20 protein-coding genes and 1 pseudogene are annotated in these 23,867 nt (G+C 58.6%); 16 read left to right on the top strand and 5 right to left on the bottom strand.

Translation table 11 applies throughout. The features are described 5' to 3' along the window. Positions 1-247 precede the first annotated feature (247 nt). From ACN1C3_RS21750 to ACN1C3_RS21720, 7 genes are all read left to right on the top strand, one after another. Positions 248-1,507 carry an AGE family epimerase/isomerase gene (locus ACN1C3_RS21750; RefSeq protein ID WP_419117819.1) on the top strand — a complete coding sequence of 420 codons (1,260 nt, stop codon included), beginning with the start codon at positions 248-250 and terminating at the stop codon, positions 1,505-1,507. 115 nt (positions 1,508-1,622) lie between these two features. After that, complete coding sequence (locus ACN1C3_RS21745) at positions 1,623-2,903, top strand: ABC transporter substrate-binding protein (RefSeq protein WP_419117818.1); 1,281 nt, start codon at positions 1,623-1,625, stop codon at positions 2,901-2,903. Positions 2,904-3,044: 141 nt separating this feature from the next. After that, entirely contained in the window at positions 3,045-3,953 is a 909-nt protein-coding gene (locus ACN1C3_RS21740; protein ID WP_419117817.1) for a carbohydrate ABC transporter permease, read from the top strand. Next, on the top strand, positions 3,946-4,791 hold the full coding sequence (locus ACN1C3_RS21735; RefSeq protein WP_419117816.1) for a carbohydrate ABC transporter permease: 846 nt from the start codon (positions 3,946-3,948) through the stop codon (positions 4,789-4,791). Before ACN1C3_RS21740 ends, ACN1C3_RS21735 begins: the two co-directional genes overlap by 8 nt. A 3-nt stretch (positions 4,792-4,794) precedes the next feature. Further along, entirely contained in the window at positions 4,795-5,955 is a 1,161-nt protein-coding gene (locus ACN1C3_RS21730) for an ABC transporter ATP-binding protein (RefSeq protein ID WP_419117815.1), read from the top strand. A gap of 206 nt (positions 5,956-6,161) precedes the next feature. After that, positions 6,162-7,508 (top strand): carbohydrate porin, encoded by a 1,347-nt coding sequence (locus ACN1C3_RS21725; RefSeq protein ID WP_419117814.1) that lies wholly within the window; start codon positions 6,162-6,164, stop codon positions 7,506-7,508. 114 nt (positions 7,509-7,622) lie between these two features. Further along, positions 7,623-8,477, top strand: a complete 855-nt coding sequence (locus ACN1C3_RS21720) for a D-hexose-6-phosphate mutarotase (RefSeq protein ID WP_419117813.1) — start codon at positions 7,623-7,625, stop codon at positions 8,475-8,477. Positions 8,478-8,710: 233 nt separating this feature from the next. Here the strand turns inward: ACN1C3_RS21720 and ACN1C3_RS21715 are convergent, their stop codons facing one another. Then, positions 8,711-9,571 carry a MurR/RpiR family transcriptional regulator gene (locus tag ACN1C3_RS21715; protein WP_191624367.1) on the bottom strand — a complete coding sequence of 287 codons (861 nt, stop codon included), beginning with the start codon at positions 9,569-9,571 and terminating at the stop codon, positions 8,711-8,713. A 206-nt stretch (positions 9,572-9,777) separates the two neighbouring features. On the opposite strand from ACN1C3_RS21715, the gene zwf reads away from it, so the two are divergent. From zwf to ACN1C3_RS21700, 3 genes are read left to right on the top strand one after another with little or no spacing between them, the layout of a single operon-like run. Beyond that, the gene (zwf, locus tag ACN1C3_RS21710; protein WP_419117812.1) at positions 9,778-11,247 is read left to right on the top strand and encodes a glucose-6-phosphate dehydrogenase; all 1,470 of its coding nucleotides are present in this window, start codon (positions 9,778-9,780) and stop codon (positions 11,245-11,247) included. After that, positions 11,234-11,947: a 6-phosphogluconolactonase gene (gene pgl, locus ACN1C3_RS21705; protein ID WP_419117811.1), complete on the top strand. Its 714-nt coding sequence runs from the start codon at positions 11,234-11,236 to the stop codon at positions 11,945-11,947. The genes zwf and pgl overlap by 14 nt, the downstream gene beginning before the upstream one ends. Positions 11,948-11,964: 17 nt before the next feature. Beyond that, positions 11,965-12,630, top strand: coding sequence for a bifunctional 4-hydroxy-2-oxoglutarate aldolase/2-dehydro-3-deoxy-phosphogluconate aldolase (locus ACN1C3_RS21700; RefSeq protein WP_419117810.1), 666 nt, complete (start codon positions 11,965-11,967; stop codon positions 12,628-12,630). A gap of 199 nt (positions 12,631-12,829) precedes the next feature. On the opposite strand, the gene ACN1C3_RS21695 is transcribed toward ACN1C3_RS21700, so the two are convergent. After that, positions 12,830-14,014, bottom strand: coding sequence for an aminotransferase class V-fold PLP-dependent enzyme (locus ACN1C3_RS21695; protein WP_419117809.1), 1,185 nt, complete (start codon positions 14,012-14,014; stop codon positions 12,830-12,832). Between the two features lie 12 nt (positions 14,015-14,026). Further along, entirely contained in the window at positions 14,027-14,263 is a 237-nt protein-coding gene (locus tag ACN1C3_RS21690) for a DUF3820 family protein (RefSeq protein WP_419117808.1), read from the bottom strand. Between the two features lie 201 nt (positions 14,264-14,464). Between ACN1C3_RS21690 and ACN1C3_RS21685 the strand changes: the two genes are divergently transcribed. From ACN1C3_RS21685 to ACN1C3_RS21670, 4 genes and pseudogenes are all read left to right on the top strand, one after another. After that, the gene (locus ACN1C3_RS21685; RefSeq protein WP_419117807.1) at positions 14,465-14,932 is read left to right on the top strand and encodes a ferritin-like domain-containing protein; all 468 of its coding nucleotides are present in this window, start codon (positions 14,465-14,467) and stop codon (positions 14,930-14,932) included. 155 nt (positions 14,933-15,087) lie between these two features. Continuing rightward, positions 15,088-17,076 (top strand): FUSC family protein, encoded by a 1,989-nt coding sequence (locus ACN1C3_RS21680; protein WP_419117806.1) that lies wholly within the window; start codon positions 15,088-15,090, stop codon positions 17,074-17,076. Beyond that, positions 17,063-17,266, top strand: a pseudogene (locus ACN1C3_RS21675) (DUF1656 domain-containing protein); the annotation flags it as partial. The gene ACN1C3_RS21680 and the pseudogene ACN1C3_RS21675, both read left to right, overlap by 14 nt. An 11-nt stretch (positions 17,267-17,277) precedes the next feature. Further along, positions 17,278-18,141 carry an efflux RND transporter periplasmic adaptor subunit gene (locus ACN1C3_RS21670; protein WP_419117805.1) on the top strand — a complete coding sequence of 288 codons (864 nt, stop codon included), beginning with the start codon at positions 17,278-17,280 and terminating at the stop codon, positions 18,139-18,141. A gap of 154 nt (positions 18,142-18,295) precedes the next feature. Here ACN1C3_RS21670 and ACN1C3_RS21665 read toward each other — a convergent pair whose 3' ends face one another. After that, a complete protein-coding gene (locus ACN1C3_RS21665; protein ID WP_419117804.1) occupies positions 18,296-18,766 on the bottom strand; it encodes a MaoC family dehydratase in 471 nt (156 codons plus the stop codon). 56 nt (positions 18,767-18,822) lie between these two features. Continuing rightward, positions 18,823-19,767 carry a lysophospholipase gene (locus ACN1C3_RS21660; RefSeq protein WP_419117803.1) on the bottom strand — a complete coding sequence of 315 codons (945 nt, stop codon included), beginning with the start codon at positions 19,765-19,767 and terminating at the stop codon, positions 18,823-18,825. 211 nt (positions 19,768-19,978) lie between these two features. Between ACN1C3_RS21660 and fadD2 the strand changes: the two genes are divergently transcribed. Together fadD2 and fadD1 are read left to right on the top strand one after the other, a co-directional pair. Continuing rightward, positions 19,979-21,667 carry a long-chain-fatty-acid--CoA ligase FadD2 gene (gene fadD2, locus ACN1C3_RS21655; RefSeq protein WP_419117802.1) on the top strand — a complete coding sequence of 563 codons (1,689 nt, stop codon included), beginning with the start codon at positions 19,979-19,981 and terminating at the stop codon, positions 21,665-21,667. Between the two features lie 336 nt (positions 21,668-22,003). Beyond that, complete coding sequence (gene fadD1, locus ACN1C3_RS21650) at positions 22,004-23,695, top strand: long-chain-fatty-acid--CoA ligase FadD1 (protein ID WP_419117801.1); 1,692 nt, start codon at positions 22,004-22,006, stop codon at positions 23,693-23,695. Positions 23,696-23,867: the final 172 nt, after the last annotated feature.

Raw genomic sequence — 23,867 nt, 5'->3', positions numbered from 1 at the left:
CGCGTTATCGTTCATCGCGAGCAAGCCCGCTCCCACACTTAATCTGCGTCAGCCCACGATGGTGTGATCGGCACAAATTTAATGTGGGAGCGGGCTTGCTCGCGATGGCGGCGGAACATTCAACACAACTTATGAAGCCTGGCCAAATGTCACTGATCGGTGACATTCCACCGGTCCTTCGTTACCTGCGCCGCTCCCCCTGTTGTTTAGACTCAACTCAGTCATAACAACAAAAAAAAGGTTCTCAATGGACACCACGCCTCCAACGTTCAGCAGTTGGCTGAACGCACCTGCCCATCACTCCTGGCTCGCCGCTGAAGGCCTGCGCCTGTTGTCATTCGCCAAGGCTTCCAGGGTTGCCGAAGGTTTCGGCAACCTCGACGATCTTGGCCACCTCCCGGCCAATGCCCACGGCGAAACCATGAACACCGCCCGCATGACCCACAGTTTTGCCATGGCGCATATTCAGGGTATTCCCGGGTTTGCCGAGCTGGTGGATCACGGCATCGCTGCCCTCAGCGGACCATTGCGGGATGCAGAATTCGGTGGCTGGTTTGCTGCGCCGTCCCACTGCGACGGCAACACCGACAAAGCCGCCTACCTGCATGCCTTTGTCGCGCTGGCTGCCAGCTCTGCGGTGGTCGCCGGGCGTCCGGGGGCACAGGCCTTGTTGGCGGACGCGATCAACATGATCGACGAGCATTTCTGGAGCGAGGAGGAGGGCGCCATGCGCGAGTCTTTCAATCGCGACTGGAGCTTCGAGGAGGCTTATCGCGGCGCCAACAGCAATATGCACGCAACCGAGGCCTTTCTGGCCCTGGCGGATGTCACCCAGGACAGTCGCTGGCTGGATCGCGCCTTGCGCATCGTCGAGCGAGTCATCCATGGTCACGCGGCGGACAACGCGTTCATGGTCATCGAACATTTCGATCGTCACTGGCAGCCGCTGCGCGAGTACAACCAGGACAACCCGGCCGACGGTTTTCGGCCCTACGGCACTACGCCGGGCCATGGTTTTGAATGGTCACGGCTGCTCTTGCACCTTGAGGCTGCGCGAGTGCAAGCCGGTTTGCTGACACCCGGTTGGTTGGCGGTCGATGCGCAAAAACTGTTCGAGAATAACTGTCTTCACGGCTGGGAGGTCGACGGTGCACCGGGCATCGTCTACACCCTGGACTGGGACAATTGCCCGGTGGTTCGCCATCGACTGCACTGGACTCACGCCGAAGCCAGTGCTGCGGCCAGCGCCTTGTTCAAGCGCACGGGCGAACAACAGTACGAGGCCTGGTATCGGCGTTTTTGGGAATTCTGCGAAACCCGTCTGATCGATCGAGACAATGGCAGCTGGCATCACGAACTGGACCCGCAGAATCAACCCAGCGCCGATATCTGGCCCGGCAAGCCCGATCTCTATCACGCCTGGCAAGCGGTTCTGCTGCCCCGATTACCGCTGGCGCCGAGCATGGCGACTGCGTTGGCGCAGTTATCCCAGAGCGCTGCTATGTAACCATGTCGTGACATTTACGCGTCCCTTCGTTACCCGCGAAGGCCAAAGCTCTGTTTAAAATCATTTGCAGCGCAAGCACCAGACTTGCATGCATAACAACAAGAAAGGTACTCCGATGAATGCGATCACTCGCCTCGCCACTGTCATTTCTCTCGCCTCGTTGTTTCCCCTCAGCGCGCTTGCTGCCGATGCCAAAGGTACGGTGGAAGTTGTGCACTGGTGGACCTCGGGTGGTGAAGCAAAAGCTATCGATGTCCTGAAAAAACTGGTCGAAAAAGACGGTTATATCTGGAAGGACAGCGCTGTTGCCGGCGGCGGCGGTGCAGCTGCCATGACCGTGCTGAAAACCCGCGCCGTCTCCGGCAACCCGCCTTCTGCCGCACAGATCAAAGGTCCTGACCTGCAAGAGTGGGGCGCTCTGGGTCTGCTGACCAACCTCGATGAAGTTTCCAGCCAGAACAACTGGGACAAGCTGCTCTCCAAGACGGTTTCCGACACCATGAAGTACGACGGTCACTACGTGGCTGTGCCGGTGAACATCCACCGGGTCAACTGGTTGTGGATCAACCCGCAAGTCTTCAAGAAGGCCGGCATCGACAAAGCCCCGACCACCCTCGACGAATTCTATGCCGCTGGCGACAAGCTCAAAGCCGCCGGTTTCATCCCGCTGGCCCATGGCGGTCAGCCTTGGCAGGACAGCACTGTTTTCGAAGATCTGGTGCTGAGCATCATGGGGCCGGAAGGCTACAAGAAAGCTCTCGTCGACCTCGACGAGAAAACTCTGACCGGCGCGAAGATGGTCGAAGTGTTTACCGCGCTGAAGAAACTGCGCGGTTACATGGACCCGGACGGTACGGGTCAGGACTGGAACCTGGAAGCCGCCAAGGTCATCAATGGCAAGGCTGGCATGCAGATTATGGGTGACTGGGCCAAGAGCGAATGGACTGCCGCTGGCAAGATCGCCGGCAAAGACTATGAGTGTGTACCGTTCCCGGGCACTCAAGGCAGCTTCACTTACAACATCGACTCCCTGGCGATGTTCAAGCTGTCGGCCAAGAACAACACGCCCGCCAACATCGCTGCACAGAACGATGTCGCCAAGATCGTGCTCGAGCAAGAATTCCAGTACGTATTCAACCAGAACAAAGGTTCCATCCCGGTTCGCAATGACCTGGACATGAGCAAGTTCGACGCCTGTGGCCAGGCTTCGGCGAAGGACTTCGCCGAAGCGGACAAAAACGGCAAGCTTGAGCCAAGCATGGCGCACAACATGGCGACGTCCCTGGCCGTACAGGGCGCCATTTTCGACACCGTGACCAACTTCATGAGCAGCCCTTCTGCTGATCCGGCCAAAGCCGGCCAGCAAATGGCTTCGGCGATCAAAGCGGCCAAGTAGCTTTTTGCTTTAGTAGCAATGTTCGACCGCCGCAGGCAGGCCTGCGGCACACCCCTCACCGTTGTCTGTGCTGCATGAGCCCTGGCCCATGTTGTTGGAGGCGCTCGGTCTGGATTTCACTTCTCCAACAGGAGTTTCCCGATGAGCTCTGTGGCGGTATTTAGCAAAGCCTCACCGTTCGATGCGCTGCAGCGCTGGCTACCCAAATTGGTGCTGGCGCCAAGCATGCTGATCGTGCTGGTCGGCTTCTACGGCTACATAATCTGGACATTCGTTCTGTCCTTCACCAATTCCAGCTTTATGCCGAGCTACAAGTGGGTCGGCCTGCAGCAATACGCGCGTCTGCTGGATAACGATCGCTGGTGGGTCGCGAGCAAGAACCTGGCGGTTTTCGGCGGGATGTTCATCGCCATCAGCCTGGTGCTCGGCGTGTTTCTCGCGGTGCTGCTGGACCAGCGCATTCGCAAGGAAGGCTTCATCCGCACCATCTATCTGTACCCGATGGCGCTGTCGATGATTGTCACCGGTACGGCCTGGAAGTGGCTGCTCAACCCGGGCCTGGGTCTGGACAAGATGCTGCGCGATTGGGGCTGGGAAGGCTTTCGCATGGACTGGCTGATCGACCAGGATCGCGTCGTTTACTGCCTGGTGATCGCCGCGGTATGGCAAGCCTCGGGCTTTGTCATGGCGATGTTTCTGGCCGGTCTCCGCGGGGTCGATCAGTCGATCATCCGTGCCGCCCAGGTTGACGGTGCAAGCCTGCCGACCATCTACCTGCGCATCGTCCTGCCAAGCCTGCGTCCGGTGTTTTTCAGCGCCTTCATGATCCTCGCGCACATCGCCATCAAGAGCTTCGACCTGGTGGCGGCGATGACCGCCGGTGGCCCGGGTTATTCCTCCGACCTGCCAGCGATGTTCATGTATTCCTTCACCTTCAGCCGTGGCCAGATGGGCGTCGGTTCGGCCAGCGCAATGATGATGCTCGGCGCGATCCTGGCGATTCTGGTGCCGTACCTGTACTCCGAATTGAGGGGCAAACGCCATGACTAACCTGCCTGGCAAACCGGCCCTGCGCCTGAGCCGTGTGGCGATCTACGCCACCTTGTTGCTGGCGGCGGCGGTGTACCTGATTCCGTTGGTGGTGATGCTGCTGACCAGCTTCAAAAGCCCCGAAGACATCCGTACCGGTAACCTCTTGAGCTGGCCGCAAGTGATCGACGGCATCGGCTGGATCAAGGCCTGGGACGTGGTCGGCGGCTACTTCTGGAACTCGGTGAAAATCACCGTACCGGCGGTGCTGATCTCGACGTTCATCGGTGCCATGAACGGTTATGTGCTGTCGATGTGGCGCTTCCGGGGTTCGCAGTTGTTCTTCGGTCTGCTGCTGTTCGGCTGCTTCCTGCCGTTCCAGACCGTGCTGCTGCCGGCCTCGTTCACCGTCGGCAAACTCGGCCTGGCTAATACCACCACGGGCCTGGTGCTGGTGCACATCGTCTACGGGCTGGCGTTCACCACGCTGTTCTTCCGCAACTACTACGTGAGCATTCCCGATGCGCTGGTCAAGGCTGCGCGGCTGGATGGCGCGGGGTTCTTCACCATCTTTGGACGAATCCTGCTACCGATGTCGATCCCGATCGTGATGGTCTGCCTGATCTGGCAGTTCACGCAAATCTGGAACGACTTCCTGTTCGGCGTGGTGTTCGCCAGTGGCGATGCGCAGCCGATTACCGTGGCCCTGAACAACCTGGTCAACACCAGCACCGGGGCCAAGGAATACAACGTTGATATGGCAGCGGCGATGATCGCCGGGCTGCCGACACTGCTGGTCTACATATTCGCTGGCAAGTATTTCCTGCGTGGTCTGACGTCCGGCGCGGTCAAGGGGTAAAACATGGCAACTCTCGAATTACGCAACGTCAACAAAACCTACGGCAGCGGCTTGCCGGACACCCTGAAAAACATCGAATTGAAAATCAATGACGGTGAATTTCTGATCCTCGTCGGCCCGTCCGGCTGTGGCAAGTCGACCTTGATGAACTGCATTGCCGGCCTTGAGAACATCAGCGGCGGGGCGATTCTGGTGGACGATGCCGACATCAGTGGTATGAGCCCCAAAGACCGTGACATCGCCATGGTGTTCCAGTCCTACGCGCTGTACCCGACCATGAGCGTGCGCGACAACATCGCCTTCGGTTTGAAGATCCGCAAAATGCCGGCGGCCGAGATCGAAGAAGAGGTGGCACGTGTCGCCAAGCTGCTGCAAATCGAACACCTGCTCAGCCGCAAGCCCGGCCAGCTCTCCGGTGGCCAGCAACAGCGCGTGGCCATGGGCCGCGCACTGGCCCGGCGGCCGAAGATTTATCTGTTCGACGAACCGCTGTCCAACCTCGACGCCAAGCTGCGGGTCGAGATGCGCACCGAAATGAAACTGATGCACCAGCGCCTGAAAACCACCACGGTCTATGTTACCCACGACCAGATCGAAGCCATGACCCTGGGCGACAAAGTGGCGGTGATGAAGGATGGGATCATTCAGCAATTCGGTACGCCGAAGCAGATCTACAACGACCCGGCCAACCTGTTCGTTGCCAGCTTCATTGGCTCGCCGCCGATGAACTTCATCCCGCTGCGTTTGCAGCGCAAGGAAGGCCGTTTGGTGGCGCTGCTCGACAGCGGCCAAGCGCGTTGCGAGCTGCCTATGGGGATGCAGGACGCAGGTCTTGAAGACCGTGAAGTGATCCTCGGGATGCGTCCGGAACAGATCGTTCTGGCGCCGAGCGAGCCTAATGGTTTGCCGATCATTCGTGCCGAAGTTCAGGTGACTGAGCCGACCGGTCCGGACACCCTGGTGTTCGTCAATCTCAACGAGACCAAGGTCTGCTGCCGCCTGGCGCCGGACGTCGCGCCGCAAGTGGGCGAGACCCTGACCCTGCAATTCGATCCATCCAAAGTGCTGCTCTTTGACGCCAAGACCGGAGAACGCCTGGGGGCTGCCGGCCTGCCGAAAACCGAGAGCCACAGCGCCAACGTCGCTCAATTCAAAGGCCGCTAAAGATCAAATGTGGGAGCGGCGGTGCGGCGATCCGACTTGCTCGCGAATGCGGTGTATCAGTCGACATCGATGTTGAATGTCAGTCCGCTATCGCGAGCAAGCCCGCTCCCACAGTAGATTCGCGGCGAATGGTCGACACCCGCCGCAATCGATGTAAACCGCGTTAGATAAAAACAGTTAATAACAATAAAGACGAGGATGTAGGGATGAAGAAGAAGAACAACGCTCAGCTTATCTGCCAATTGTCAGCTGTTGCGGTGATGATCATGGCCGGTACCGTACACGCGGCTGACGCGTTCAGCGCCGACTCCAAGTGGATGACGGGTGACTGGGGTGGCGAGCGGACCAAGCTGATCGAACAAGGTATCGACATCAAGGCGGACTACGTCGGTGAAGTGGGCGGCAACCTCCACGGCGGCTTCAACGACGACAAGACGGCGCGTTACGCCGACCAGTTTGGCCTGGGCGTGGCGCTGGACCTGCAAAAACTGATGGGCTGGGATAACACCCAGGCCAAGATCCAGCTCACCAACCGTAACGGTCAGAACATCTCCAATGACCGTGTCGGCGACCCGCGTGCCGGCACCTTGAGTTCCTCCCAGGAAGTCTACGGCCGTGGCCATATGGTCCGTCTGACCCAATTGTGGGTCCAGCACCAGTTCCTCGACGGTAAACTAGACGTCAAAGCCGGTTACTTCGGCGAAGGCGAAGACTTCAACACCTTCCCTTGCGAGTTCCAGAACCTGGCGTTCTGCGGTTCCCAAGCGGGTAACTGGGCGACCGGTATCTGGTTCAACTGGCCGGTCATGCAGGCGGCGGTTCGCGTGAAGTACAACATCACGCCTGAGTTCTATGCGCAGATCGGCGCGTACAACCAGAACCCATCGCAACTGGAGCACGGTAACGGCTTCAAGCTCAGCGGCAGTGGCACCAAGGGCACTGTTTTGCCGGTCGAACTGGTCTGGTCGCCGAAGGTCAACGACCTGCCGGGCGAATACCGTGTGGGTTACTACAAAAGCACGGCTCCTGCCAATGACGTGCTCAAGGACGACAATGGTGGAAATGCCGCTACGACGGGTGCGCCCAATCGTGTTCACGACAGCAAGCACGGTTACTGGTTCGTTGCGCAGCAGCAACTCACCAGCCACAACGGCGACGCTTCCCGCGGTCTGAACGTCGCGGCCAACGCGACCTTCCACGACAAGGACACCAACCTCGTCGATAACTACCAATCGCTGATGTTTGTGTACAAGGGGCCGTTCGATGCACGTCCTAAAGATGACGTCGGTATCGGTTTCGCCCGTATCCATGTCAACGATGACGTGAAGAAAAACGCCGAGTTGGTCAACGCCGCCAATGGTGTCACCGACTACAACGATCCGCTGTTCTCGCCACTGCGTACCACCGAGTACAACTACGAGATCAACTACGGTTTCCACGTTACCAACTGGTTGACTGTGCGTCCTAACCTGCAATACATCACTCACCCGGGCGGTGTTGATCAGGTCGATAACGCGATCGTCGCCGGTTTGAAAATTCAGTCGGTGTTCTAACGCTCTTGCGATAAGCTCCCTCTCTATGTGCGCATTTTGCGGACGGCCCTGGCTGTCCGCTTTTTTTTGGGGGCGCACCCTGGGTAGGGCAAATGATTTTCAGGACCGCGGCACATGCTTGAGCATCCGCTACAACGCTTTTTCAAATCCCTGCGCGAGCGCCCGACGTTTGCGTGGGAGCGCTATCAGTTGCGTGATGTGTTGGTGATCGATCATCCGCTGTGTCAGGCGGTGTTCAGTCGCCAGGGCGCGCAATTGCTGCACTTCCAGCCGAAGGGGCAAAAGCCCTGGCTCTGGTGTGCGGCGAAGTGGCCGCAGGTCGGGGCTATTCGTGGTGGCGTGCCGGTGTGCTGGCCTTGGTATGGCCGTCATCCAAGCGAAAACGCCTGGCCCTCCCATGGCTGGGCACGGTTGATCGACTGGAAGCTGCTCGACAGCAGCACTGATGACGATGGCGTGCGCCTGCACTGGCAATTGCAACTGTGCGACTGGCAAGTGGACCTGCACGCGCACCTGGGCGAAAGCATGGACTTGCGCCTGAGCACCGAGCATCAAGACAGCCTGCCGTGCCAATTGAGTCATGCATTGCACGCTTACTGGCGTATTGGTGATGTTGGCGAGGTAGCGCTGTCTGGGCTCGACGGAGCACAGGGTTATGACCAGCTGAATCGCCGGGTTTGCCAGCAGGAAGGCGAGTTGCGGGTCGATGGCGGCTGCCAGCGGGTGTTCCAGCATGAGGGCGAATTGCAGCTGATTGATCACGCCTGGCAGCGCGAGTTGTGCATCGATACGGGCGACAGCGCCGACACCGTCGTCTGGCATCCCGGGGCACGGCCGTTGCTGGGTGTGAGCTGGAGCGAGGTTTCAGGGTTCGTCTGCGTCGAAGCGGCCAACGGCGGGACCGATAGCCTCAGCCTGGCGCCGGGGGAGAGGGCGCATTTGAGTTTGCAGGCAAGGGTTGGGGTTTAGGTGTGTCAGGCAGATCGACCCCTCACCCTAACCCTCTCCCCAAGGGGGAGAGGGAACTGACCGAGGTGTTCTTTCGAGTTACATCGACCTGAGAGACCCGGTCGAACTCAGGTTTTGATAAGCATGGAGATCGGCTCCCTTTCCCCCCCGCCCCTCCGGGGCGGTCCGGCGTTCCGGGAGGGCTGGGGTGAGGGGTGGTTCTAAAATTGGTAATACATTTCAGAACACCACACTTAGCTAAACTCATCCCCAATCGGATACCGACTGGCGTTGAGGCTTTCCTTGATCTTGCGCAGGTGCGGCTGGAAATCCACGCCACGGCGCAGGGTCATGCCGGTGGCGAGGACATCGAGCACCGTAAGCTGGATGATCCGCGAGGTCATCGGCATGTAGATGTCGGTGTCTTCCGGCAGCGGAATGTTCAGGCTCAGGGTGCTGGCTTTGGCCAGCGGCGAGCCGGCGGCGGTCAGGCCGAGTACCGAAGCGCCGTTCTCCCGGGCGATGCGCGCCACTTCCACCAGTTCGCGGGTGCGGCCGGTATAGGAAATGATCACGAACAACTCGCCGGTATGCGCCACTGAAGCAATCATCCGCTGCATCAGCACGTCGGCATGGGCGGTGACGGCCAGGTTGAAGCGGAAGAACTTGTGCTGCGCATCGAGCGCCACGGGTGCCGAAGCTCCGAGGCCGAAGAAGTGAATCTGCCGGGCCTGAATCAACAGATCGACGGCGCGGCTGATGAGGTTCGGGTCCAGCGCCTGACAGGCACTGTCCAGGGACGCGATGGCGCTGCCGAAGATTTTCTGGGTGTAGGCCTCAGGATTGTCGTCGGCCTCTACCGCACGGCTGACATACGCCGCGCCGCTGGCCAGGCTCTGGGCCAGCTGCAGTTTAAGTTCCGGGTAGCCGCTGACGCCGAACGAGCGGCAGAAACGGTTGACCGTCGGCTCGCTGACCGAAGCGGCCTGGGCGAGGGCGGCAATACTGAAGCGTGTCGCCTGCTGCGGGTTGAGCAGGATGACTTCGGCGACTTTACGTTCAGCCTTGTTCAATTCTTCGAGGCGTTTCTGGATCGTTTCCAGAAGATTTCGCACGCGGTCCATTCGGATTTCCTTGGTCGGCTATGCAAATTGGGCCTTTGGAGCAGCCCTTGGCGGTGGCCTATCCTACTGATGGCCTCGACCTACCACCACTCGGAATCTGTATTTTGAGTAAATGTTGTGGTTATTACTACATTTTCCCTTGAGTGATGCCTTAAAAAAAGGTATTTGTAGCTTAACTTGATAAAAGAACAAACATCATGCCCTCGATTACGGTTGAACCGTGCACCTTTGCCTTGTTCGGCGCCCTCGGCGATCTGGCGCTTCGCAAGTTGTTTCCTGCCTTGTACCAACTCGATGGCGCTGGCCTGCTGCACGAAAACACGCGGATTATCGCGCTGGCTCGTGAGCCCGGCAGCGAGCAGCAGCATCTGGCATTCATCGGGGCCGAACTGCGCCGTTATGTGGATGCCAAGGAGCTCGACGAAGCGGTGGCCGAACGCTTCCTGGCGCGCCTGAGTTATCTGCATGTCGACTTCCTCAAGGCTGACGATTATGTCGCCCTGGCCGAACAGGCAGGCAGTGCGCAGCGTGTGATTGCTTACTTTGCCACCCCGGCGGCAGTCTACGGCGCGATCTGCGAGAATCTGTCGAAGGTCGGTCTGACCGAGAACACCCGCGTGGTGCTGGAAAAACCCATCGGTTCGGACCTCGAGTCGTCGCGCAAGGTCAACGATGCGGTGGCGCAGTACTTCCCGGAAAACCGTACCTACCGGATCGACCACTATCTGGGCAAAGAGACGGTGCAGAACCTTATCGCACTGCGCTTTGCTAACAGTTTGTTCGAAACTCAGTGGAACCAGAATTACATCTCCCACGTGGAAATCACTGTGGCGGAGAAGGTTGGTATCGAAGGTCGTTGGGGCTATTTCGACAAGGCCGGTCAACTGCGGGACATGATCCAGAATCACCTGCTGCAATTGCTCTGCCTGATCGCCATGGACCCGCCAGCCGATCTGTCCGCCGACAGCATCCGTGACGAGAAAGTGAAAGTGCTCAAGGCACTGGCACCGATCAGTCCGGAAGGCCTGACCACGCAAGTGGTGCGCGGCCAGTACATCGCCGGCCACAGCGAAGGCAAATCGGTACCGGGTTATCTGGAGGAAGAAAACTCCAACACCCAGAGCGACACCGAAACCTTCGTTGCCCTGCGTGCTGATATTCGCAACTGGCGTTGGGCCGGGGTGCCGTTTTACCTGCGCACCGGCAAGCGTATGCCGCAGAAATTGTCGCAGATCGTCATCCACTTCAAAGAACCGTCGCACTACATCTTCGCCCCCGAGCAGCGCCTGCAGATCAGCAACAAACTGATCATTCGCCTGCAACCGGACGAAGGCATTTCCTTGCGCGTGATGACCAAGGAACAAGGCCTGGACAAGGGCATGCAACTGCGCAGCGGTCCATTGCAGTTGAATTTTTCCGACACTTATCGCAGCGCACGGATTCCCGATGCCTACGAGCGGTTGTTGCTGGAAGTGATGCGCGGCAATCAGAACCTGTTTGTCCGTAAAGATGAAATCGAAGCCGCGTGGAAGTGGTGTGACCAGTTGATCGCCGGGTGGAAAAAATCCGGTGATGCGCCCAAGCCGTACGCGGCCGGCTCCTGGGGGCCGATGAGCTCAATTGCATTGATTACGCGAGATGGGAGGTCGTGGTATGGCGATATCTGAATTCAAACTGCCTCAGGGCGTCAGCGCTCATGAGTTCCGCAGCCCGGTGCTGCTGGCAGAAGGCCTGGCACTTAAGGTCGCCAAGCAACTGAGCGACGCTATCAGTGCAAGCGGTACTGCGACCCTGGTGGTGTCCGGTGGACGTAGCCCGGTGGCGTTTTTCCAGCACCTGGCCAAGCAGGATGTGGACTGGGCGAACGTGGTGATTACCCTCGCCGATGAGCGCTGGGTACCGGTGGAACACGCTGACAGCAATGCCGGCCTGCTCAAACGTTATCTGTTGCAAGGTCCGGCTGCGCAGGCACGTTTCCTGAGCCTGTACAGCGCTCAAGCGAACCTGGAAGAAGCAGCGCAGCGGGCAGATCGCTTGTTGGCCGAATTGCCGCCCATTGATGTGCTGGTGTTGGGCATGGGCGATGACGGTCATACCGCGTCGCTGTTCCCCAAGAGTCCGAACCTTGGCGAAGCACTGAAGCTTGATAGCTCGCGTCGCTGCTGGCCGATGCTGGCACCGACTGTGCCTCGTCAGCGCCTGAGCATGAGCCGCGCGCTGCTGGCGTCGGCGAAGGTCACTGTTCTATCGATTTCCGGTCAATCCAAATTGACCACCCTGAGTGCCGCACTGGCCGGTGACGATGTCGCCGAAATGCCGATTCGCGCGTTTTTGCAACCTACGTTAGAGATTTACTGGTGCCCATGAGCCAAGGATCAGCCGCTATGAAAAACACACTCCCGACCGTTTCCATGGCGGACAAAGCTGCCCTGATCGACGACCTCTGCGCCAAGGCGCGGATTCTGCCGGTGATCACCATCGCCCGTGAGCAGGACATTCTGCCACTGGCCGATGCGCTGGCGGCCGGTGGTTTGACTGCCCTGGAAGTAACCCTGCGTTCGCAGTTCGGCCTCAAGGCGATTCAGCTGCTGCGCGAGCAGCGTCCGGAGCTGGTGACCGGTGCCGGCACCGTGCTTGATCGCTCTATGCTTGCCGCTGCTGAAGCGGCCGGCTCGCAATTCATCGTCACCCCGGGCATCACCCGCGACTTGCTCGAAGCCAGCGTCGACAGCCCGATTCCGCTGTTGCCCGGCATCAGCAACGCTTCCGGCATCATGGAAGGCTACGCATTGGGTTATCGCCGCTTCAAGCTGTTTCCGGCGGAAGTCAGCGGCGGCGTGGCTGCGATCAAAGCCCTTGGCGGTCCGTTCGGTGAAGTACGCTTCTGCCCGACTGGCGGCGTTAGCCCGGCCAATATCAAGAGCTACATGGCACTGAAGAATGTGATGTGCGTCGGCGGTAGCTGGATGCTGGATCCCGAGTGGATCAAAAACGGTGACTGGGCGCGGATCCAGGAATGTACGGCTGAGGCGTTGGCGCTGCTGGACTGATTGGTTTTACTAAATTCGTTGTTGTTCTACGGCTTTACGGTGCACTTGGTCGGTGCGCCGTTTTTTTTTGCCTGTAAGAAAGGACTATGTCTGATGTACCGCGGCGTCTGCTTCGCGGGCAAGCCCGCTCCCACAAGAGCGCCGCTGTACCTGTGGGAGCGGGCTTGCCCGCGAAGACGATGGTACTGGCAACGAAGAGCTAACGGCTCAATTCAATCAATGCCCGCGCCAACAACCGCATATCCGCTGCCGTCGTGGTAAACCCCGGCGTAATCCGTATACACGGACCGCACGCCGAACCGCTACGTACCACGGTAAACAGGTTGTAGTCGTTGAGCAGCCGCTCGGCCATCACCTGCTGGTCGGCGTGCCGGGTGAAGCGCATTGAGGTAATGCCGCAATACAGTCGCGGGTCGTCCGGGGTCATCACTTCGATTCCCGATAACTCGCGAACTTCTTTCACCCACACATTGCGCAGGTAGTTCAGTCGCGCCCCTTTGGCGGCTGAACCGCCCATGACCCGATGTTCTTCAAACACCAGGGGCAGGGTCAGTAACGCCGGAATATTCGGCGTGCTGTAGGCCGTGCGAGAGCGAATGTCGGTGATCGGGAAGTGGCTTTCCCCCATGTCCGGATCAATGTCGGCCAGGCGCTGCGGGGCGATGTAGACAAAACCCAGCGTCAGCGGTGCACCGATCCATTTCTGCAGATTGAAACCGGCAAAGGAGATACCCAGCTCCTCGAGGTTGAACGTGATCTGGCCAAGGGCATGGGCACCGTCGAGAATCACGTCGACGCCCTGTTCGCGGGCCGCGGCGGCAATCGCCTGTACCGGCATGACCAGCCCGGTGCGATGGGTCACGTGGGTCAGCGCCATCAGCTTCAAGCGTGGATAACGCACGAAGGCTTCCCGGTAAGTCGCCAGCAAACTGTCGAAGCTGGCGGGGTGGCTATGCTCGATCTCAATCACTTCCACCCCGCGATTACGCGCCAGCCAGCGCATGGCGCCTTTGACCGTGTCGTACTCCAGATCACTGAACAGCACTTGATCGCCGGGTTGCAAGGCGTTGTAGTTGCGGATCAACGATTGCAAGGCATCCGAGGCGCAGCGGGTGAGGGCGACCGCTTCGGGATCGGCCCCCAACAGATCGGCCAGTTGCCTGCGAATCTGCACGCTTTCGACCTGTTCGAATCGCTGGCGCGCATACACTGAGTTGCCGCGATTGATGAAGGCGATATTGCGCTGGTATTCATCGACCACGGTGCGGCTCATGCGACCGAAGTAGCCGTTTTCCAGGTTGATGGGACCTGGCTCAAGGTCGAAGCGGTCAGCGAATGTCAGCCAAAAATCTTCGTCGTGGGCGCGGTGGGTATTTTCGGGCATGGGACGACTCGGTCAATGGCGAGGTTTGGGTTTGCCATGCTTGACCCGCAGTGGGTCGAGCAGGTCGGACAATCCGTTGTGATCAATTTCCTGCATCAAGGCCAGCAAGCCGCCCAGTTCGCCGTGAGGGAAGCCTTCGCGAGCGAACCAGTTCAGGTATTGGCCGGGCAGGTCGGCAATGATGCGGCCCTTGTACTTGCCGAAGGGCATTTCGCGAGTGACCAGCAGTTCAAGCTTTTCGGGATTCATGGTGCAGCCGTCTTGAGTCAATACCTTGGAAAATACAGGCATTCTGCATGCAGGCCAAATGACAGATCATGCAAATAGCGCGGATACAGATTTTCATTTAAAAGTTAACTTATTGATTAATAAAACTAAAGTTTCAAATCCAGACTGGCATGCGAGGTGCAGCACCTAATGCACCTCTCTCAACCTGGAAGGAGTTGAAAAATGACTGACATGAATAAAGAAGCGATTTCGGTCCTGAACGATCTGATCGAGACCAGCAAGGACGGTCAGGAAGGCTTCAAGACCTGCGCTGAAGACATCAAGCATCCAGAGCTCAAAGCGCTGTTCGTCAAACGTTCGGCCGATTGCGCCACTGCCGCTGCAGAACTGCAGACTGCCGTGCGTTCGATGGGCGGTGATCCGGAGACTAAAACTAGCGTTAGCGGTGATCTGCACCGTCGCTGGGTCGACCTCAAATCGCTGGTGACCGGTAAGGATGAAGAAGCGGTGCTCAATGAAGCCGAACGCGGTGAAGACCACGCGCTGAAGGCTTACAAAGGCGCACTGGAAAAAATCACCAAGCACAATCTGGTGGGTATTCGTGATCTGGTCGAGCGCCAGTACCACGGCGTCCAACGCAATCATGATCAGGTGAAAGCCCTGCGCAATCAGGCTCGCGCCCGTTCGTAAGCCCGCCAGCATGTCAAAAACGCCAGCCAGTCTGGCGTTTTTTGTGGTCTGGATTTAGTACTGGACTAATAATAGTTAGCTAGCTAATAATTTGCCCTTCCTATCCTCATGCTTATCCCGACTATCGTTACGGTGTCGTTTCAAGGGTGCTCTTCGTGCGTATGACCTTGCAGGCCCTGCTTGCGCCCAACCTCCCCGCGCTGCAGTTTGCGATCAAAACCGTGCTGGGCGGTGGCCTGGCGCTGTGGCTTGCATTGCGCTGGGGTCTGGAGCAGCCCGCCTGGGCCTTGATGACGGCGTTTATCGTTGCGCAGCCGTTGTCCGGGATGGTGGTTCAGAAGGGGCTGGCACGACTGATGGGCACCCTGGTGGGAACCATCATGTCGGTGGTGTTCATTGGGCTATTTGCCCAAACGCCCTGGCTATTTCTGCTGGCACTGGCGCTGTGGCTGGGGCTGTGCACAGCCAGTTCGACCTTGCTGCGCAGCGCCTGGTCCTATTCCTTTGTGCTGGCCGGTTACACCGTGGCGATCATTGCCTTGCCGGCGTTGACGCATCCGCTGACGGTGTTCGATCAGGCCGTGGCGCGCTGCACTGAAATCAGCCTTGGTATTCTCTGCGCCACGGCTACCAGCGCCTTGCTCTGGCCGATGCGGGTCGAGCGGCAACTGGCCGAGCAGGCGCGCACGGCCTGGCACAGCGGGTTGCAAGCTGCTCGTGCAACCTTGGCCGGCGATGCTCAGGCGCGCAAAGGATTGCTGGAGATTCTCGGGCGGATCGTCGCGGTGGATGCCCAACGCGAGCACGCCTGGTTCGAGGGCGGCCAGGGTCGCCAGCGCGCGCGGGCGGTCAGCGGCTTGAGTCAAAAACTGTTGATGCTGTTGCGGATCGCCCGTTCGGTGCGTCGGCAATGGCGGCAACTGGACGAGCACGAAGCCGAACAGTTGGCGCCGTGGTTGAGTGAAGTGCAGCAGGCTTTGGATGCTTCAGACGCGCCGACTTTGCAAGCCTTGCGTCCTCGGGTGCTGGACGCCGCCCATGACCCGCAAATCAGTTCGGCACAAAGTTATTGTCTAGCACGTTTGGCCCTGCTGCTGGATACCGCCTTGGTAGCGGGGCTGGCATTGCGTTCGGTGGAGGAGGGCAGTAATCCGAGTGAGCAACCCAACAGCCTGACACCTCACCGCGACCTTGCGCTGGCGCTGGTGTTCGGTGCTCGCAGTGCGCTGGCCTTTTTGACGGTTGCATGTTTCTGGCTGGCGACCGCCTGGCCCGCTGCATCGGGGGCGATGCTATTGACCTGTGTGGTCTGCAGCCTGTTTGCCAGCCGCGAAAACGGCGCGCAGATCGGCATGAGTTTTCTGCGCGGGATCTTGCTGGCGATTCCTGTGGCTTTTATTGTGAGCGAAATCCTGCTGCCGCAGTGGAGCGGTTTCCCCATGCTGTACATGGCCATGGGCGTGCCGTTGTTCTTCGGTGCGCTGGGCATGGCCAAGCCACAGATCGGTGCGACTGCCACCTCCTTTTGCATGGGCTTCGTGGTGCTGGTATCGCCGTTGAACGCGATGATATTTGACGTCGCAACCTTCCTTAATAGTGCACAGGCAATATTGCTCGGCGTGGGAGCGGCGGTGTTGGCTTTCCATCTGCTGATCCTGCGTAACCCGGCGTGGCACGCTCGTCGTTTGCTGGCTGCGACCCTCGATGATCTGGTGCGTCTGACCCGGCGCAATTTGCGCGGTGCTGAAAGCTGGTTCGGCGGGCGCATGGCCGATCGTCTACTGCAACTGGCGCGGCATTATCCGGAGTTGCCACAGCAGGCTCGCAGTCGCTGGGATGACGGTATGCTCGGTTTGGACATCGGCGATGAGCTGCTGCATTTGCGCTTGAGCCTGGCCGTGGCACAAGTCCCGATCAGCAGGCAACAGCGCAACTATCTTCAGCAGCTGGAACGTGTGCTGGAGCAAGGCCCGGCCAGTAGCCGCGCCGACGCACTGGCCGAACCCAGCGCTGAATTGTTGCAAGCTCTACAGGCGTTACCGCCCAGCGATGCGCTGAAACTGGCGCAAGGCGCGGTGCTGCAATTGCAAAACAGCTGGCGCAGTTGGTGTCGCCAACAGGAGGAAAGCCATGGGGCTGCGTGAGTGGTCAATGGGCGGGATTTTGCTCAGTCCGTTTCTGATTGATGTCGTGTTGGCGCTGCTGCTGACAGGGGCGTTGCGCTTGGTGCTGCGCATGACGCCGTTGGGGCGCTGGATCTGGCACGAAGCACTATTCGATTGTGCCTTGTACGTCTGTGTATTGACCTTGATCACCGTCGTCCTCGGACCCTTATGGAGTTGCCCATGCGTACATTGGTACGTGTTGCTTTTACCCTGTGCCTGGTGGCTGTGGCGGTGTTTGCCGGCTTCCATCTGTGGCAGTACTACATGATCACGCCCTGGACCCGGGATGCGCGGATCCGTGCCGACGTCGTGATCGTCGCACCGGACGTCTCAGGTTGGGTGCGTGAGCTTAAGGCCTACGATAACCAGCAGGTGAAGGCTGGCGATTTGCTGTTGAGCATTGATCGTGACCGTTTCGAAGCCGCACTGGAGAAGGCTCAAGCGGTGGTGCAGACCCGTCAGCAGCAACTCAGTTTGCGTGAGCATGAAGCCAGCCGCCGCGCGAGCCTGGGGCCGCAGGCGATCAGTGCCGAGTTACGGGAAAACGCGCAGATCAACGCCGGGATTGCCCGAGGTGAACTGCGCCAGGCTCAGGCTGAAGCGAAGGTCGCCGAACTCAACCTGGCCCGTAGCGAGGTGCATGCACCACGCAACGGGCACATCACTAACCTGCGTCTGGCTGAAGGCAACTACGTGAGTGCCGGACAGCCGGTGATGGCCTTGATCGACGATTCAACCTTCTACGTGCAAGCCTATTTCGAAGAGACCAAATTGCCGCGTATTCAGGTCGGTGACCCGGTCAAGGTCTGGTTGATGAGCGCAGGCGAAGCGCTGCAAGGCCATGTCGAAAGCATCAGCCGCGGCATCACCGACCGCAACGCCACGCCGGATACGCAACTGCTGGCGCAAGTAGAGCCAACCTTCAATTGGGTGCGCTTGGCGCAGCGGATTCCGGTACGGATCAAGCTCGACAAACTGCCCGAAGGCGTCAACCTGAGCGCGGGAATGACCGCAAGCGTGCAGGTTGAGGAGGGAAGTCGATAGTTGAAGCGCTGACGCTCATTGTGGCGAGGGAGCTTGCTCCCGCTGGACTGCGAAGCGGTCCCAATTCGGAGACCGCATGGTGTCAGGTAAAACGCATCAGCCGGCTTCACGACTGCTTCGCAGCCGAGCGGGAGCAAGCTCCCTCGCCACAGGGTTAACCGATACTAATCGCCGGCAACGTCGGCAATGTCACGGTCTGCTGTTTACGCGGAGCCAGGATCTCGGCCTCGCCGTCCACCACCAACTCATCACGCTGGTTAAACACTCGAGTGGCGATGCGTACGCGGAATTTCGGCAGCTTCTCGAGGATTTCCAGGCGTACGGTCAAGGTGTCACCGATCTTCACCGGCTTCTGAAAGCTCATTTGCTGACCGATATAGATAGTGCCCGGTCCAGGCAGCTCGCACGCGACGGCGGCGCTGATCAGGGCACCGCTGAACATACCGTGAGCGATACGTTCCTTGAACATGGTCGCTGCGGCGAACTCGGCGTCCAGGTGCACCGGGTTGTGGTCGCCGGACATCGCGGCGAAAAGCTGAATGTCGCGTTCTTCAACGGTTTTGCTGTAGCTGGCGGTCTGACCGACTTCGAGGGCTGCGTATGGGGTGTTGGTAACCTGGGTCATCTATCTCAAGTCCTGTGACGAAATAAGCAAATTAACTAAATTGATTTAAACAAACGTTATTCGGTTTTTGGCGGGCGACGATGCTTCAGGGCTTGCTCTAGCCAGGCCAGCACATCGTTCATCACTTCATCGCGATTGCTGTCGTTGAATAGTTCGTGCCGGGCCTGCGGGTAGATATTCAATTGCAGGCATTGGTTCCCGGCGCTGCGTAGCGCGTCGGCGAGGTCCTTGAGACGTGTGCCGTTGCTCACCGGATCACATTCGCCGCCCATCACCAGCAGCGGCAGGCCCGGATCGATCTGAGCGAGATTGGACGCTTTGCTGATTTGCTGCAACCCGCCCAACATGTCGATCCATAGCTGATTGGTGCACCGGAAGCCGCAGAGCGGGTCGTTGACGTACTTGTCGACTTCGTCGGGATCCCGGCTGAGCCAGTCATAAGGTGTTCGATTGGGTTTAAATGATTTGTTAAACGATCCAAATGACATCCATTCGATCAGCGCACTTCGGCCGGTCGCACCCTGGCGTAGACGTTCGAAACGCGCGATCAGGCGGGCGACGCGGTAGAGCGCAATGGGTTGAAAATTTGAACCACTGAGAATCGCTCCGTGCAAGCTGGCACTGTGGTGCAGCAGATAGCCTTGGGCGACGTAGCTGCCCATGCTGTGACCGAGCAGCACGATAGGCGTTCCGGGGTGCTGCTGGCCGATGTGCTGGTTAAGGCAGGCCAGGTCGCCGACCACTTTGCGCCAGCCATCCTTGTCCGCGTAATGCCCCAGCACGCCGTGCTCGGCGGTTTTGCCGTGCCCGCGCAGATCCGGGGCGTACAGCCCATAGCCTTGAGCGCAGAGTATTTCGGCCAGGCGAGCGTAGCGACCACTGTGTTCGGCCATGCCGTGGGCCAGCAGGATCAACGCCTTGAGCGGTACTTCAGGTAACCACTGGTTGACGTAAAGGCGGCTGCGGTCACTCGCGGTCAGCCAGAAAGTGTCGTGGATCATGGCGATTCCTTTGCACGGGGTCGTTGCATTGTATAGCTCATCAAAGGATTGACGCCTGATCAGGGCGTGCCTCAGGAACAAGATTCACGCTATCAATGAGACTCGTGCGCATATTTGCCTGAATCGCCATAGCTGCTAACGTCCGGAGAGTCCCGCCTTTCATAAAACAGAGATGCGGCCCGGATACGCTCAGGTAAAGAGGACAAGAACAATGCAACCTGATTTCTGGAATGACAAACGCCCGGCCGGCGTTCCCCTGGATATCGATCTGGGTGCCTACAAGTCGGTGATCGAGGTTTTTGAGCGTTCCTGCAAGAAGTTCGCTGACCGGCCGGCGTTCAGTAATATGGGTGTGACCCTGACGTACGCTGAGCTGGAGCGCTACAGCGCAGCCTTCGCCGGTTATCTGCAAGCGCACACGGATCTGGTCGCGGGCGACCGTATCGCGGTGCAGATGCCCAATGTCCTGCATTACCCGATTGCTGTGTTCGGGGCGTTGCGCGCCGGGTTGATCGTGGTCAATACCAATCCTCTGTACACCCCGCGTGAGATGCGTTATCAGTTCAAGGACTCCGGCGCCCGGGCGCTGGTCTACCTGAATATGTTCGGCCAGAAAGTCCAGGAAGTACTGCCCGATACGGATATCCAGTACCTGATCGAAGCGAAGATGGGCGACCTGATGCCGTCCGCCAAGGGCTGGCTGATCAACACCGTGGTCGACAAAGTGAAGAAGATGGTGCCGGCCTACAACCTGCCCCAGGCCATTTCATTCAAGAGCGCGCTGCGTCTGGGCCGTGGTCATGGCATCAAGCCTTTAACCGTCAGCCTCAACGATATCGCGGTGCTGCAATACACCGGAGGCACCACGGGCCTGGCCAAGGGTGCGATGCTCACTCATGGCAATCTGGTTGCCAACATGCAACAGGCGCGTGCATGTCTGTCCCAGCTTGGTACCGATGGCCAGCCACTGCTCCGGGAAGGCCAGGAGGTGATGATCGCGCCATTGCCGCTCTATCATATCTATGCCTTCACCGCGAACTGCATGTGCATGATGGTGACCGGTAACCACAACGTGCTGATCACCAATCCGCGGGACATCGCCGGCTTTATCAAAGAACTGAAAAACTGGCGCTTCTCGGCGTTGCTCGGGCTTAACACCTTGTTCGTCGCGTTGATGGAACACCCGGATTTCAAGACCCTGGACTTCTCCAGCCTGAAGCTCACCAATTCCGGCGGGACTGCGTTGGTCAAGGCCACCGCCGAGCGTTGGGCGCAGCTCACGGGTTGCCGGATTACCGAAGGTTACGGCCTGACCGAAACCTCGCCGGTCGCTTGCACCAACCCTTACGGCGACAAATCACGACTGGGCACCGTGGGGCTTCCAGTGCCGGGTACCACCCTGAAAGTCATTGACGACGACGGCGTCGAGCAGCCGTTGGGCGAGCGCGGCGAACTCTGTATCAAAGGCCCGCAAATCATGAAGGGCTATTGGCAACAACCGGAAGCCACGGCGCAAGTTCTGGATGCCGAAGGCTGGTTCAAGTCCGGCGATATCGCGGTGATCGATCCGGACGGTTTCGTGCGTATCGTCGATCGCAAGAAAGACATGATCATCGTCTCGGGCTTCAACGTGTATCCGAATGAAATCGAAGACGTGGTCATGGCCCACCCGAAAGTCGCCAACTGTGCGGTAATCGGTGTGCCTGACGAGCGTTCGGGGGAGGCGGTGAAGTTGTTTGTGGTTGCGCGCGAGTCGGGTGTCAGCCTTGAGGAGCTGAAGGCTTACTGCAAGGAAAACTTCACCGGCTACAAAGTGCCAAAACACATTGTGCTGCGTGACTCGTTGCCAATGACGCCGGTGGGCAAAATCCTGCGACGGGAGTTGCGCGATATTGCGTGATGGGTTTGTAGGTAGGGAGTGGGATCGATTCGATCCCACTCTTTTTTTACCGAAAAAAAACGGCTGTAACGCCCGGATTAGAGCGATTAACGGGTTTATAGAATTTTTGCTCTAAAAGTGACCGTAGAGTTTTACAGAGTCATCTTTATGACCATCCAAGCCTTCTTTGGCTCTAGTCGGCCCTTGGCAAAGCTGCTACTCTCGGCCCGCTTTGTGACTTCTCGGCCTAAGTAAAAAGCCAGACTCACCAACAAAGAGACACCCATAAAAAACAAACACCAATAATAATCGCATCAAATGCGATGATGAATTCGCGTTGCTGAGGAGTGGGCTTCCATGATCGAAAATTTTTGGAAGGATAAGTACCCTGCCGGGATTGCTGCCGATATCAATCCAGACGAGTATCCGAATATTCAGGCGGTGTTGAAGCAATCTTGCCAACGCTTTGCCAACAAACCGGCCTTTAGCAACCTCGGCAAGACGCTCACCTACGGTGAGCTGTATGAATTGTCGGGCGCTTTTGCCGCTTACCTGCAACAGCATACGGACTTGCAACCGGGCGATCGAATCGCCGTGCAGTTGCCGAACCTGTTGCAATACCCGATCGCCGTGTTTGGTGCCATCCGCGCTGGTCTGATCGTGGTCAACACCAACCCGCTGTACACCGCGCGGGAAATGGAACACCAATTCAACGACTCCGGTGCCAAAGCGCTGGTCTGCCTGGCCAACATGGCGCATCTGGCCCAAGCCGTGGTGCCCAAGACCTCGGTCAAGCATGTCATCGTCACCGAAGTGGCCGACCTCCTGCCGCCACTCAAGCGCCTGCTGGTCAATAGCGTCATCAAGTATGTGAAGAAGATGGTCCCGGCCTATCACTTGCCCAAGGCCATCAAGTTCAACGACGTATTGAGCAAAGGCCGCGGCAAACCAGTTTCCGATGCGAACCCGACCAGCAGCGATGTCGCTGTATTGCAATACACCGGCGGCACCACGGGCGTGGCCAAGGGCGCAATGCTCACCCACCGCAACCTCGTGGCGAACATGTTGCAGTGCAAGGCGCTGATGGGTTCCAACCTTAACGAAGGCTGTGAAATCCTGATCACACCGCTGCCGCTGTACCACATCTATGCCTTCACCTTTCATTGCATGGCGATGATGCTCATCGGCAACCACAACATCCTGATCAGCAACCCGCGCGATCTGACGGCGATGGTCAAGGAATTGTCGAACTGGAAATTCAGCGGCTTTGTCGGCTTGAACACCTTGTTTGTGGCCCTGTGCAATAACGAGGCATTCCGCAAGCTGGACTTCTCGGCGCTGAAAATCACCCTGTCTGGTGGCATGGCCTTGCAATTGGCCGCTGCCGAGCGTTGGAAAGCGGTGACCGGTTGCTCCATTTGCGAAGGTTACGGCATGACCGAAACCAGTCCGGTGGCGACGGTCAATCCGAACCAGAACATCCAGATCGGCACCATCGGCATTCCGGTTCCGTCCACACTGTGCAAAGTCATTGATGACGCTGGCGTTGAACAGCCGCTGGGCGAAGTGGGCGAACTGTGCGTCAAGGGTCCACAAGTCATGAAGGGTTACTGGCAGCGTCAGGAAGCCACCGACGAAATCCTCGACAGCGAAGGCTGGTTGAAGACCGGCGATATCGCGATCATCCAGCCAGACGGTTACATGCGCATCGTCGATCGCAAAAAGGACATGATTCTGGTCTCCGGATTCAACGTCTATCCGAACGAACTCGAAGACGTGCTGGCGACTTTGCCGGGCGTGTTGCAGTGCGCAGCCATTGGCGTGCCGGACGAGAAGTCGGGCGAAGCGATCAAGATTTTCATCGTCGCCAAACCGGGCGTGACCTTGACCAAGGAGCAGGTGATGCAACACATGCGCGCCAACGTCACCGGCTATAAAGTGCCGAAAGCCGTTGAGTTCCGCGATGCGCTGCCAACCACTAACGTGGGCAAGATCCTGCGCCGTGAACTGCGCAGCGAAGAACTGAAGAAGCTGAGCGTGAAGGCATAAACAGGCTGTAAAACACAAAGCCCGCCAAGTGCGGGCTTTTTGCTGGTGCGCCAGGCATGGCGCGTTGCGCGTAAGCGCAACCAGTTTGGCTGTGGTGGCCACGCTGGTGACTTGGAGGTGAAAGTCCTCTACACACCCGGCAAGGGGAAGTGTTAGCCAGAGGCAAGGGTGT

It is taken from the genome of Pseudomonas sp. H11T01 (genome assembly GCF_048515765.1).
Classification (GTDB): domain Bacteria; phylum Pseudomonadota; class Gammaproteobacteria; order Pseudomonadales; family Pseudomonadaceae; genus Aquipseudomonas.
Note: the sequence above shows the minus strand (reverse complement) of the source record. Positions and strands in the feature narration are given on the sequence as shown.

Bases quoted from the DNA above. Each gene is read 5' to 3' on its own strand.
- ACN1C3_RS21700 (WP_419117810.1), top strand. From the start codon at position 11,965: ATGAAAAACACACTCCCGACCGTTTCCATGGCGGACAAAGCTGCCCTG.
- ACN1C3_RS21725 (WP_419117814.1), top strand. From the start codon at position 6,162: ATGAAGAAGAAGAACAACGCTCAGCTTATCTGCCAATTGTCAGCTGTT.
- ACN1C3_RS21695 (WP_419117809.1), bottom strand. From the start codon at position 14,014: ATGCCCGAAAATACCCACCGCGCCCACGACGAAGATTTTTGGCTGACA.
- ACN1C3_RS21730 (WP_419117815.1), top strand. From the start codon at position 4,795: ATGGCAACTCTCGAATTACGCAACGTCAACAAAACCTACGGCAGCGGC.
- ACN1C3_RS21670 (WP_419117805.1), top strand. From the start codon at position 17,278: ATGCGTACATTGGTACGTGTTGCTTTTACCCTGTGCCTGGTGGCTGTG.
- ACN1C3_RS21735 (WP_419117816.1), top strand. From the start codon at position 3,946: ATGACTAACCTGCCTGGCAAACCGGCCCTGCGCCTGAGCCGTGTGGCG.
- ACN1C3_RS21750 (WP_419117819.1), top strand. From the start codon at position 248: ATGGACACCACGCCTCCAACGTTCAGCAGTTGGCTGAACGCACCTGCC.
- fadD1 (WP_419117801.1), top strand. From the start codon at position 22,004: ATGATCGAAAATTTTTGGAAGGATAAGTACCCTGCCGGGATTGCTGCC.
- ACN1C3_RS21690 (WP_419117808.1), bottom strand. From the start codon at position 14,263: ATGAATCCCGAAAAGCTTGAACTGCTGGTCACTCGCGAAATGCCCTTC.
- ACN1C3_RS21665 (WP_419117804.1), bottom strand. From the start codon at position 18,766: ATGACCCAGGTTACCAACACCCCATACGCAGCCCTCGAAGTCGGTCAG.
- ACN1C3_RS21720 (WP_419117813.1), top strand. From the start codon at position 7,623: ATGCTTGAGCATCCGCTACAACGCTTTTTCAAATCCCTGCGCGAGCGC.
- ACN1C3_RS21745 (WP_419117818.1), top strand. From the start codon at position 1,623: ATGAATGCGATCACTCGCCTCGCCACTGTCATTTCTCTCGCCTCGTTG.
- zwf (WP_419117812.1), top strand. From the start codon at position 9,778: ATGCCCTCGATTACGGTTGAACCGTGCACCTTTGCCTTGTTCGGCGCC.
- pgl (WP_419117811.1), top strand. From the start codon at position 11,234: ATGGCGATATCTGAATTCAAACTGCCTCAGGGCGTCAGCGCTCATGAG.
- ACN1C3_RS21660 (WP_419117803.1), bottom strand. From the start codon at position 19,767: ATGATCCACGACACTTTCTGGCTGACCGCGAGTGACCGCAGCCGCCTT.
- ACN1C3_RS21740 (WP_419117817.1), top strand. From the start codon at position 3,045: ATGAGCTCTGTGGCGGTATTTAGCAAAGCCTCACCGTTCGATGCGCTG.
- fadD2 (WP_419117802.1), top strand. From the start codon at position 19,979: ATGCAACCTGATTTCTGGAATGACAAACGCCCGGCCGGCGTTCCCCTG.
- ACN1C3_RS21685 (WP_419117807.1), top strand. From the start codon at position 14,465: ATGACTGACATGAATAAAGAAGCGATTTCGGTCCTGAACGATCTGATC.